Source organism: Bacillus sp. MN7755, from assembly GCF_054771475.1.
In genome coordinates this window covers 1-10573 of the sequence record NZ_BTRL01000054.1, presented here as the reverse complement: position 1 = coordinate 10573, position 10573 = coordinate 1, and the positions used below count along the sequence as shown (strand labels likewise).

Here is a 10573-nt window from a genome sequence, read left to right as displayed (position 1 = left end):
AATTGTTCATCGATTAACAAAACAACAGCAACAAAAACGATTACAAGATCAAGCTGTAAGAGAAAAAAAGAAAGGAATGAAGTATTCTCCTCGTAGTAAACGACTCAGTGGTATCAATGTATATATGACAAACACCCCTACAGATATTGTCCCGATGGGACAGGTACATGACTGGTATTCTTTGCGTTGGCAAATCAAAATTTTATTTAAAACGTGGAAGTCATTCTTTCAAATTCATCATTGTAAAAAGATAAAACCAGAACGATTGGAGTGCCATTTATATGGTCAATTGATTGCCATTCTACTCTGTTCTTCTATCATGTTTCAAATGCGCCAATTGCTCCTCATAAAGAAAAAACGAGAGCTTAGTGAGTATAAAGCCATATATATGATTAAAGACTATTTTCTTCTTCTATTCCAAACTATACAAAAAAACACCCAAGAGCTATCAAAGGTGTTACTTCGCCTGTTCAATCTCCTACAGCAAAACGGGCGGAAATCTCATCGATATGAGAAAAAAACAGTCTTTGATATATTAAGTGTCGTTTACAATTGTACCCTGTCTGATAATCAAGCCGCTTAATTCAAAAAAGTGAAACCCGTTAGGGTTTATTTCGTATGCAGATCTTTCAATCACCTACACTTGCCCTTTAGGAAAAAGAAACAATCTCGTCTAAAATTGACTTTGCATAAGCTTAGCTTGATAGCGATGTGGTGCTACCCCTTTTATAACAAAAAATAAAAGAAAAGGTCGATTAATTATGAAGTAATCCCTTAAAGTTAGACAGATTATTTCATTAGGCAACCTTTTGGCTAATAGTTTATATTAGAAGTACAAGATATATATATATATAAGAGGGTACTTTATTAGAGACTGCTAGAATTTTGTAATTAAAAATCTGCTACTTCAAACGGTCTGTTTGGACGTTAAATGGTGAGTAGTTCAATTTAATACAAAATAATAAAAACCAAACAAGTAATTCAGCTAAATATTTGTTTGGTTTTTATTATTTTATATCGAGAAAGACAATCTACTCCAGATATCTAAACTGCTTTATATAAATAAATTTTCCAAGCGGATGTGTTTGATGTAAATATGTTCTGGAGTGATAAATGGTTTTCTGCTGCATTTTCAATAGGGACAGCAGAAAACATGTATCGACCACCCATTTTTTTAAAATGCTCTATATTTAGTTGTAAATTTTCCAGGCGTTTTTTCGAGTTTTTCTTAAACGTATAGTGTTTTCCAAGTTCATTGGTGAAAATATAACAGCGGCCACCCCACTCGTCAAAATACGTACGAATCGTTTTATTTTTCGCTAATTCCTTCTCGATTATTTTACGAAATTCATATTTATATGATAGCGGATAAAAATTGTTATATGTATCAAGTGTATAGAATCCGTTGTACTGAGCGATAGCAGGATGTAAACCAATACTAGCGACACGGTACTGCTCCAAAGGTAAACCGATATACTCTTTTATCTCCTGAAATTGTTTTTCTGCAAAAAATTCCTTTACTGAAGGTTTACTTTGAAAAATAATTTCCTCATTAAAAAAGCCTAACAAAATAATTTGAGCTATTACAAAACTTGTTGCAGCGTGTCTCCATATTTTCCCTTGTAACCATAAAACTTTTAATCCAAGAGCAAATAAAACATAGATGACTAACGGGCGCAAAAAATGATAACGTGCAAAATTAAATGTATCCAAAATATGAAAACGTTTTGTTAATGGAAGCCAACCTTTATAAAACCAAAAAGCATACCAAATTGACAAAGCTATGTTAAACCAGAACAAAAAAACAAAGGCTTTTTCTTCCTTCCATTTTTTCTTAGTAATGATAAAATACAACGCAATAAGTATAGCAGGTAAAATAACAAAAGTATGGACTGTCATGACATGTGTATGTCCTAAAAGGAAATTTTTCACTGTAAGGCGGAGAGATCGCCATAACGATAATGTTGCATGAAAATATTCATCTCTACTGTTAGGTGCAGTAGATAAAAAGAAGGAAGATACTAAGCGATATTCTACAATCATGTAAATGAGCGTCATATAAATAATTGAAAAAAGAAAACGAAAGTTCCATTCTTTTTTTATTACTAAATCCACTAACCAAAGCATCCCTATGCTGCTTAAAAAAAAGAAAAACCCCAAAACAATACTCGAATATAGAGGAATGAGAGTAAGTATGAAATAGTTCTTCCACGATCTTGCTCCCTTTCGAATATTTAAAAATGCCCAAAGTACAAGAGGCATTCCGAGAGTACTAAGCACTCCTGACGCCCAAAAAGGAGTAAGAGCAAAAGCTAATGAAACTCCTACTGAGATGACCATCCATTCCTCTCTAGGTAGAAAATGATGTTTTAAAAGAACATACATCCCTATAAAAGCAAATACTCTTGTAATCGTTTGACTTAATGCATACGCAACCATAGTTGGAAAAAAAGCATATAACCAAACAATACCACTAAATTCCGTACTAAATGCGTTTCTTGATAATTGATTGTTTATCACCTGTGGAATTGTAGCATCAATCGGACCTATTATCTCTTCGCTCCTTGCCAAAATCTTATACCATGATAAATTGGAATCAAGATTATCATGAACGCGAATATGCGCATTTTCTCCGAGAATAAATAAAGGAGACAAATAAAGAATGAGTATACTGGCTGCAAAAACAAGTAACTTTTTTTCTTTTTTATTCTGGTTTAAAAACATTGATTACACCTCAAGAAATTTTTAAAAAGTTTACTTATAAAATTTCCCAAACGAAGGAAATTATCCTTGGATTATCTAGGTGTTGTGATTGTATCCTCATTTTTATAAAAGATATAAGAAAATATATAATAATAATCTACAGTTTTTTGTATAAATCAATGATTATTTTAACGATTTATTAGGGATTAACATTTCAGAAAAGAAAATTGTACGTTTAGACATAAATTAACCGGTTCCCTGTAAGATAAAGAACCGGTTATCTATTTACTATTTTTTTGATGAGATTGTTTCTTGTAATGGTTATTAGTTTTGATTACTTTGTTTCTTTTGATTAATAGGAACTATTTCTCTGGAAAATTCCATGTTTGTCAGGTTTACTTTGGATGGAATAAATGTTCTTGTTGTATTTTGAACACCTTGGAACAAACGTTGGATAGGTCGCATCATATTTGAATTACGCGTTGCTACTACACCAAAAACGGTTCCTAACCCTAGTAAAGAAACCCAAATCCACCCTCTATTATTATTCCGTCTATTTCTAAACAGTTTAAACATTTGCTGAGTTCTTCTTCCAGAATTGAATAATGACATAAAGAAGTTAAGAGTGTTCATTTTTTGCCCCCTGTAAAAATGTTAGGAAAAAGAAGCGCTGAGTTCGATTTCACATGCTTTATTTTGCATTATTTTATAGAAATTTATGATGCAAACTTATGCTAATAGCTCTTCATTTTTTTCCTGAAAATCCTAAGATTTCCTAAATATTTTTTATTGAAAATATGCAAAATAATAGTAATAGAAATTCAAAAGGGAAAATGAAAGCAAATTGAAAAGCTATGTACGAACGATTTGAAATTTTACCGATTCAATATATTACAAATTCACGTGCTTAACTTATAAATGAAACTCACAAGGACAATATTTTACGTGTAAGACTTACCCGTTACAAAGGGAAAACTGTTACTCTTTCTGATGGAACTTAGATAAATAAGAATGATACCTTAGTTAAATTCCATTTACACACTGTTCATTTATTAAATGAAGTGAAGTGCTTTAATAATCATGCTAAAAAAGGAAGATTTATTTACCAAGATGTTAAAAAGGCCTTGCCTAGCCCTGGATCATATATTCAAAATTTTTCTAGGCCAGATGAGATTTAAGGGATAATTAGGATTTCAATGTTAAACAAAGGAGCTGACTGATTAGGTTTTAAATTTGCTTCTATTTCTAATCCTTTTACAAATGGTTTAAATGGTTAGCATTTATACCATTATGTTTATTATCTAATAATAATTAATTTTTTTATTAGGCATCATTTTTTGAAAGTTGCTTTTTTTCTTTAGAAAAGAGCTAGAAATAATTTCAGATTATTGAGGTGATTACATACATGCCAACGTTGAATGTGGACGGTAGTAGTTTGTATTATACCGTTAAGGGAAAAGGGATTCCTATTGTTTTTATTCATCCGCCTGTACTCACTTGTGTAAATTTTGAGTACCAAATAGAGGAATTATCTAAAGAGTTTAAAGTGATCGCTTTTGATATTAGAGGACATGGAAGGAGTCGATATTCAAGACAACCGATAACCTATCCGCTGATTGTTGAAGATATTAAACGTTTATTAGATCATTTGGAAATCAAAAAAGCCTTCATATGCGGATATTCGACCGGAAGCTCTGTCGCATTAGAATTTTTGTTGACTTATGTCGATAGTGCCTTAGGGGGTATTCTAATCGGAGGAATGTCAGAAGTGAAGGATGGATATCTTAAGAATAAGATTTCACTAGGCGTGAAACTTGCAAAAACAGGGGCAGTTTCATTTTTAGCATTGTCTATTTCATGGGGCAATTCAAATACACATAAATTGTTCAGAAAGATGTTTAAAGAAGCTCGAAAAGGAAATGCCCAAAATATCGAGCAGTATTATCGTTATAGTTTGCATTATAATTGCACTGATCTGCTTAGAAACATTGAGCTGCCGGTTTTGTTGGTTTATGGTAAGAAAGATAAATCATTTTATGATCACGCGAAACTACTGCATGGGGAATTGCCATGTAATGAATTAAAATTCATTGATAATGTAAAGCATCAAATTCCTACAAAAGCGGCGAAGGGGTTAAATGAAATGATTAAGCAGTTTGTTTTTACCCGTACCGAGATGAACAGAGAAGAAACTTTTTCTTTACCAGTAAAAAAGTAGATGTCTCGAGAAGAAAGTGAAACTTCAAACAGTGGGGATTCACCCTGTTGGCGTTCAGTACAAATAGGAGCAGCGATGCCCCCACCTATCTTCTTTGATTCCTCTGAACATTTAGGTGAGGGTTTACTGCCTGTTAGCGCGGGCTAAAGATTTTAAAGATAATAGTAAGGATAGTAATAAGGATCTAAAAATATTCTTAGAAAAGTTCGGATTGGGAAATGTCGTCATCAATAACGACGATATTTTTTGACGAAAGCCATCCCCTCCACCAAAACCGTATTGGCGTTCCTGTGGGAGTGATGCTTCCTGCTCTTGCACTTGCACTTCCATTTCCTCTTGTACTAGCATCGTTACTTCTCATTTCCTTCTTATATAATTCCGTCCATAAAATCACTATCTTCTGTTTGCATCAATACATGACAATGCTACACAGATTCCTCTATATCTACTCTTTTATCGATTATCTTTTAATAGACGATTATGTAGTGTTGAAAGCGTGAGTAAAGCCAGAATCGAACCAACTAAGGCAAGCGACATATCCCATTGTGCATCCCACATATCGCCTTGTGTACCTAAAAAGTCTTTAGCTGCCGTTCCTCCCTTTGTTATTTTAAATGCTATCCATTCGATGATTTCGTATAATGCAGCGATAGCAAGCGAAATACTTATACTAATCGTAACTAACCAAGGACCTTCGGTTAGTTGAGTTTTCCGCAATAATATTTCTCTTATCACAATTGCAAAAAAGCCTTTTATCAAATGTCCAAATCGATCGTAGTGATTTCGATTTAAATCAAAAACATCTTTTATCCAATTAAAAAGAGGAACCTTTGAGTATGTATAATGACCGCCGATGAACATTATAATGGCTAGTATTGCAATAATGGTATAAGAGAGAGTGGTGAGACGGAACTTATTGTACGTTGCTATTAAAATGATTAGACCGAGAACGGCAGGAGTAGCTTCCGCTGCCCATGTCGAGTATCTCGCAGGCTTAATAACAGACCATATAAAAACTGCGGTAACAATTAATAATAAAAATAGATGAATCATTTTACTTTTTTCTCTTATCACTTTTTTCACTCCTATTTAAAGGCTTTCTACTTAAAGTATTTGAAAAATCGCAGTTTCGTATACAGAGTACTTAAAACTGTTTGCCTTAGTTTACACTTAAGAATAGCTTTTTAATGAGGAAAGTGATCTTGCTTAGTAGATATTCACAAAGAAAATAGCTATATTCACAGCATGATTCGCTTACCTAAACTTAACTATTATTTTTCAGTAAGAATATCATTTACAGCCTTCGTAAACTGCTCTAAAAGGTGTAGCTCTATATCAATGTCAAGTTAAGAATGCCAAGAGAATATAGGGGAGTTTGCTTTGTGTCTAAACTAAAAATGTACATAACCAGTAGGAGGAGCATTATCACGTTAAACATGTTCAAATTGCAACTATATATTATTTATCTATTTAAACGGAGTAGAATAATAAGAAAGGGCATGTACACTACATATTTCTCTTTCGTGAGGGAATGATATTTATATAACAATTCAAAAATAAAGGAGAGCATCTGCATGAATTATAAAATGTTTAGGGCTATCAATCGCCTAGCTGGTCGTAACTCAACATTGGATACATTTATGATATTTATTTCACAAAAGACTCGATTCTTGTACATTTTCTTATTAGCCTTAATGTGGTTTAGAAACAATTCCTACAAAAAAATTATTTTATTTGCAGGGGTGTCAGTAGGGTTCTCATTATGTATAAATCGTTTTATCCAGTTCTTTTATTTTAAACCTCGTCCGTTTGTTATACATCGTGTGCGTTTACTTATCCCATCAAAGAATAATTCCTCATTTCCTAGTAAACATACAGCCGTAGCATTTGCCTTAGCAACCTCCGTCTTACTTCGTGAGCGTTTATTTGGCTCAATCATGTGGTTCTTAGCAATTTTGACAGGTTTTTCACGTATCTGGCTAGGGCATCATTATCCAATTGATATCATAGGAAGTGCCTTCATAGGAATCTTAACCAGTATAGCTATTGGCAATACTACATATTTATTTAATTCTTTTGTTACCTGGATTATAAATGTATATAGAAAATTAATTTTTGTGGATTTGAAACATTCCTGACGATATCTTTGATAAATCACAGCACATAATTTTGCACTTTTTTTACTAAAGTTACTCTTCTTTGAAATAAATTTTGCGGTAAACTCACAAATATTTAGGAAATCCCTTAATAATTGAATTTGATTCTAATTTGATATAAAGGAAAAAAAACGTTAAAAAAACTTTAGCATATTTTTTTCTTTAAGTAGAAGATAATTGCATAAATATTTCTCTGAAAAGAGCGATAATCACTTGAAGAAAAGAAAATATCTACTTGCTATCATGTCTACTATTTTATCTGTAGGTTTCTTGTGCGGCTGCAATGGCGTTGATGAGAATGAGCCAGATCCAACTGAAGAACCTTCTGAAGAAATTCAAGAAAAGAATAATCAATAACAGGTTAATGTAAAGATTATCATTGGCTTAAAGCGGATTCTTAAATATAGGAGAACCTAATTGGAGTAGAACAATATAGAGTAATCCAATAGAATAAAACAAGAAAAAATACCTCTTATACCTTATTTTATTAGATATGGTACAAGAGGTATTTTCTGTTTATGGGTACATTTCAGAAATTTATACAGTTACTTCTTATTTCCTAACAATTGTCATTGTACCATGCTACTTACATTTTCAAAATACTCATGCTAAGCATCCTGATTTTAAAACAAAAAGTTTTTACATAAACTAATCCCGCAACCAACTAGGAAATCAAAATTTAACCGTTGTCTTCGGTAGTCAAGTAACCGTAATTAAAACTAGCTCCCTGTTTACTTATTATTGAGTAATAAGAATACTTAAGTAGTTTGAAGTAAATATTATAACTGTTACAAATCAAAAGGAGGTCATTATAATGAACAAACAAAGAGCACAAGAGATTGCCGCTTCACCAGTCATGGCTAATGTAACGTATAATGGAGTTCCAATTTATATTCAAAATGTGGCTGAAAATAATGAAACAGCTAGAATTTATCCTCTTAATGAACCCGAGAATGAACAAGAAATTCCTTTATCCAACTTAATAGAACATTAATTGGTTACATGTTACCTCACTAAATAATTACTCAAACATACAAGCACCACTTACCATGGTGTTTGTATGTTTAAGTAATCTTATTTTCTATTTTCTTCTAGCTAATTAGATTAATAAGGATAAAAAACATTTTTGATTGGTGGTAATAATCCTCTTTAATAGAGCAGCAAAAAAAACTACCAAAATTATGGTAGTATTTACTAAATAAATGACTTATTTGAATTAGTTATAACAATGTACCTCCAACGGCACCAGTAAAAATGTAAAAACATGCCTCGCTAGTTTAAGGGGCGCTCAAGCAAGCTTAAGTTCCCTTTCATTAAATTCAAAAGATGAAGAGGTAAAACGTGTTTTTCATGAATGTATGTTAGAAATGGACAGCGTCATTGCTGATTTAAAGGATAGAGTTTCCGTATTAGAACGTGAAGAACCTCAATATAAAGGGGGTTAAGTAGACTGGAGGAAATTACTATGTCTCACCTACCCGAATGGGCGCTTGTCATTCTCCGCTCTGTATTCTTATTAATTGTTTTATTTACTATCACAAAATGTTTAGGAAAAAGGCAAATCTCTCAACTTTCCTTTTTTGAGTACGTAGCTGGAATGACAATCGGTGGTATCGCCGCTCAAGTATCTACAGGGCTAAACCAAAAAATTTTCCATGGCGTCTTTGCCATACTTATTTTCGCTTTGGTACCTTTTTTCGTAGGAATTCTTTCCTTAAAAAACAAAGCCGCGAGAGATTTCTTTGAAGGGAAGTCTACAGTTTTAATAAAGGATGGCAAAATACTTGAGGATAATTTAAAGAAAGAAAAGTATACCAGTGATGAATTACTTGAACTTCTCAGAGGAAACGGAGCCTTTAGCATATCCGAAGTAGAATTTGCAGTCTTAGAACCAAGCGGAGAATTAAATGTATTATTAAAGAAAGAATCTCAACCACTTACAGCAAAAGATATTGGCTTGAAAGTACCAAATAAAAAGGAACCACAAACTGTTATTATGGATGGAAATGTACTAGATGAACCTCTTTCAGCTAGTGGGCATAACCGCGCTTGGTTACATTCTGAACTAGAAAAACTCGGTGTTGTCATTGAAAATGTCTTTCTCGGTCAAGTTGATTCATACGGACAACTTACGATCGACATTTATAATGATAAACTCCAAATGCCCTCTCCTCAAAACAAACCTTTATTATTGGCATCTTTAAAAAAATGCCATGCTGATCTTGAACTATTTTCTTTAGAAACGAAATCAAAAACGGCAAGTGAAATGTATAGTAAAAATGCACAACAAATTGAAGCTATTTTAAACAAGGTAACCTACCTTCTAAAGGAATAAAAAAGGACGTTCTCACAAGCGTCCTTTTCTCAGAGTGTCGGAAAAACCTTTAGGATTTCCCAACACTCTGACATCTTTGTAGATTTTAGCAAATAAAAACAATAAATAATGATAGAAATTAGAAAAATAGCCATTCACCTGCCCCTTTTTGGACTGGTGATTTTTGAATGATAGTTTTACATAAATTAATTATGTGTTATGATTTTCTTAATATACAAAAAATAATGAAATGGGCACGCAGATTAAGGTAACACCGGAACAATACTTGGATATTAAATTTCCTAATGATTTTATTGAATGTGTACAAAAATATGATGGTGGATATCCTACTCCAGGTATATTTAATATTCCAAATCAAGATGAAAATTCACTTAATAAACTTTTAACTTTAGACTCTGATAGGGGTCCTGCCGCATCGCCATCCAGCTAAGATTATACAAGTTTAATTTCACGTGAGGTTTTTTCTTTTTTCTATAGATCCAGTGTAAGTTCTTTAAAGATTTCCATACCAAATAAACCCTATCGGGTTTTAATTTTTTGGGTTACGCTACATGTTTGCGAGACATAGAAAAGTTGTATACGAAACTTAATATATCAAAGACCGTTTTTTTCTCTTATCGATGAGATTTCCGCCCGTTTTGCTGTAGGAGATTGAACAGACGAAGTAACACCTTTGATAGCTCTTGGGTGTTTTTTTGTATAGTTTGGAATAGAAGAAGAAAATAGTCTTTAATCATATATATGGCTTTATACTCACTAAGCTCTCGTTTTTTCTTCATGAGGAGCAATTGGCGCATTTGAAACATGATAGAAGAACAGAGTAGAATGGCAATCAACTGACCATATAAATGGCACTGCAATCGTTCTATTTTTATCTTTTTACAATGATGAATTTGAAAGAATGATTTCCACGTTTTAAATAAAATTTCGATTTGCCATCGCAAAGAATACCAGTCATCTACTGTCCCATCGGGACAATATCTGTATGGGTGTTTGTCATATATACATTGATACTACTGAGTCGCTTACTACGAGGAGAATACTTCATCCCTTTCTTTCTTTTTTTCTTACAGCTTGATCTTGTAATCGTTTTTGTTGCTGTTGTTTTGTTAATCGATGAACAATTACACGAGCTGGCACTTTATCAATCATTCCTACATA

At 32.7% G+C, this 10573-nt stretch carries 10 protein-coding genes and 4 pseudogenes; 9 read left to right on the top strand and 5 right to left on the bottom strand.

What is annotated here, in order from left to right; all coding sequences use genetic code 11:
• Nucleotides 1-583 (top strand): transposase (locus ACYVEC_RS30590; RefSeq protein ID WP_460509582.1); only part of this gene is annotated, 583 nt, incomplete at its 5' end.
• A 461-nt stretch (nt 584-1044) separates the two neighbouring features.
• Here the strand turns inward: ACYVEC_RS30590 and ACYVEC_RS30585 are convergent.
• Both ACYVEC_RS30585 and ACYVEC_RS30580 read right to left on the bottom strand, forming a co-directional pair.
• On the bottom strand, nt 1045-2724 hold the full coding sequence (locus ACYVEC_RS30585) for a DUF6044 family protein (RefSeq protein ID WP_460509580.1): 1680 nt from the start codon (nt 2722-2724) through the stop codon (nt 1045-1047).
• A gap of 303 nt (nt 2725-3027) precedes the next feature.
• Nucleotides 3028-3336, bottom strand: coding sequence for a hypothetical protein (locus ACYVEC_RS30580; RefSeq protein WP_063224690.1), 309 nt, complete (start codon nt 3334-3336; stop codon nt 3028-3030).
• Between the two features lie 281 nt (nt 3337-3617).
• Here ACYVEC_RS30580 and ACYVEC_RS30575 point away from each other — a divergent pair.
• Nucleotides 3618-3881: pseudogene (locus tag ACYVEC_RS30575) on the top strand (YkoP family protein).
• Nucleotides 3882-4108: 227 nt separating this feature from the next.
• Complete coding sequence (locus ACYVEC_RS30570; RefSeq protein WP_063224691.1) at nt 4109-4921, top strand: alpha/beta fold hydrolase; 813 nt, start codon at nt 4109-4111, stop codon at nt 4919-4921.
• Nucleotides 4922-5044: 123 nt separating this feature from the next.
• Here ACYVEC_RS30570 and ACYVEC_RS30565 read toward each other — a convergent pair whose 3' ends face one another.
• Together ACYVEC_RS30565 and ACYVEC_RS30560 are read right to left on the bottom strand one after the other, a co-directional pair.
• Nucleotides 5045-5269: a hypothetical protein gene (locus ACYVEC_RS30565; RefSeq protein WP_063224692.1), complete on the bottom strand. Its 225-nt coding sequence runs from the start codon at nt 5267-5269 to the stop codon at nt 5045-5047.
• A 105-nt stretch (nt 5270-5374) separates the two neighbouring features.
• The gene (locus ACYVEC_RS30560) at nt 5375-5995 is read right to left on the bottom strand and encodes a DUF2238 domain-containing protein (RefSeq protein ID WP_063224693.1); all 621 of its coding nucleotides are present in this window, start codon (nt 5993-5995) and stop codon (nt 5375-5377) included.
• A 500-nt stretch (nt 5996-6495) separates the two neighbouring features.
• Between ACYVEC_RS30560 and ACYVEC_RS30555 the strand changes: the two genes are divergently transcribed.
• The 6 genes and pseudogenes from ACYVEC_RS30555 to ACYVEC_RS30530 form a co-directional block, all read left to right on the top strand.
• Nucleotides 6496-7059 (top strand): undecaprenyl-diphosphatase, encoded by a 564-nt coding sequence (locus ACYVEC_RS30555; RefSeq protein WP_063224694.1) that lies wholly within the window; start codon nt 6496-6498, stop codon nt 7057-7059.
• A 231-nt stretch (nt 7060-7290) separates the two neighbouring features.
• Nucleotides 7291-7434 (top strand): hypothetical protein, encoded by a 144-nt coding sequence (locus tag ACYVEC_RS30550; RefSeq protein WP_000746491.1) that lies wholly within the window; start codon nt 7291-7293, stop codon nt 7432-7434.
• A 457-nt stretch (nt 7435-7891) separates the two neighbouring features.
• Nucleotides 7892-8071, top strand: a complete 180-nt coding sequence (locus ACYVEC_RS30545; protein WP_063224695.1) for a small acid-soluble spore protein H — start codon at nt 7892-7894, stop codon at nt 8069-8071.
• A 259-nt stretch (nt 8072-8330) separates the two neighbouring features.
• Nucleotides 8331-8522, top strand: a pseudogene (locus tag ACYVEC_RS30540) (DUF1657 domain-containing protein); the annotation flags it as partial.
• A gap of 20 nt (nt 8523-8542) precedes the next feature.
• Nucleotides 8543-9412, top strand: coding sequence for a DUF421 domain-containing protein (locus ACYVEC_RS30535; protein WP_063224696.1), 870 nt, complete (start codon nt 8543-8545; stop codon nt 9410-9412).
• A gap of 229 nt (nt 9413-9641) precedes the next feature.
• A pseudogene (locus tag ACYVEC_RS30530) lies at nt 9642-9815 on the top strand (SMI1/KNR4 family protein); the annotation flags it as partial.
• 139 nt (nt 9816-9954) lie between these two features.
• Here ACYVEC_RS30530 and ACYVEC_RS30525 read toward each other — a convergent pair.
• Nucleotides 9955-10573, bottom strand: a pseudogene (locus tag ACYVEC_RS30525) (transposase); the annotation flags it as partial.

What these genes read in the sequence shown, in the direction of transcription:
- ACYVEC_RS30580 (WP_063224690.1), bottom strand. Translation starts at nt 3,336, where the DNA reads ATGAACACTCTTAACTTCTTTATGTCATTATTCAATTCTGGAAGAAGA.
- ACYVEC_RS30585 (WP_460509580.1), bottom strand. Translation starts at nt 2,724, where the DNA reads ATGTTTTTAAACCAGAATAAAAAAGAAAAAAAGTTACTTGTTTTTGCA.
- ACYVEC_RS30565 (WP_063224692.1), bottom strand. Translation starts at nt 5,269, where the DNA reads ATGCTAGTACAAGAGGAAATGGAAGTGCAAGTGCAAGAGCAGGAAGCA.
- ACYVEC_RS30535 (WP_063224696.1), top strand. Translation starts at nt 8,543, where the DNA reads ATGTCTCACCTACCCGAATGGGCGCTTGTCATTCTCCGCTCTGTATTC.
- ACYVEC_RS30545 (WP_063224695.1), top strand. Translation starts at nt 7,892, where the DNA reads ATGAACAAACAAAGAGCACAAGAGATTGCCGCTTCACCAGTCATGGCT.
- ACYVEC_RS30555 (WP_063224694.1), top strand. Translation starts at nt 6,496, where the DNA reads ATGAATTATAAAATGTTTAGGGCTATCAATCGCCTAGCTGGTCGTAAC.
- ACYVEC_RS30570 (WP_063224691.1), top strand. Translation starts at nt 4,109, where the DNA reads ATGCCAACGTTGAATGTGGACGGTAGTAGTTTGTATTATACCGTTAAG.